Origin of the sequence: Pseudidiomarina atlantica (genome assembly GCF_000753735.1) — a bacterium.
Taxonomy (GTDB): Bacteria; Pseudomonadota; Gammaproteobacteria; order Enterobacterales; family Alteromonadaceae; genus Pseudidiomarina; species Pseudidiomarina atlantica.
Genome location: NZ_JPIN01000039.1, coordinates 1 through 371, shown reverse-complemented (window position 1 = coordinate 371; position 371 = coordinate 1). Strand labels below are relative to the sequence as shown.

At 52.3% G+C, this 371-nt stretch carries 1 protein-coding gene; it reads left to right on the top strand.

The genetic code is table 11. From position 1 onward, the window contains the following. Window positions 1-371: hypothetical protein (locus IDAT_RS13355; protein ID WP_034734447.1), on the top strand; the 371-nt coding region annotated here is incomplete at both ends.

Sequence of the window (371 nt, the reverse complement as noted above, 5' to 3'; positions counted from 1 at the left end):
CAGCATGATACGCAGTTGTGGGTGTTGAATTTACCCACAAAAACTGAGCGTTCGAGCAATGGTACGCAGTGGACCGAGGTGAGTCGCCAAAGTTACTACAATGCGAGCACGTCGATGTCACTGTTGCCGTATCAATCGCGCTCATATGGGGTGTTGCAGCGCACGCAAACGCATCATGGCAATGGTTTGTTAAAGCGTGAAAGTTGGAATGTGGCGAATCGCTTTGTCGAGTTTAATAACTATGTGCGCGGTATTCCCACCAGCATCACTTTACCGCAGCGATACGGCAGTGGGGTGGTGAGTGCCAGTCAAACGGTCAACGCCCGCGGTGAAGTAACGGCGGTGACGAACTTTAAGGGTGCGACCACGCA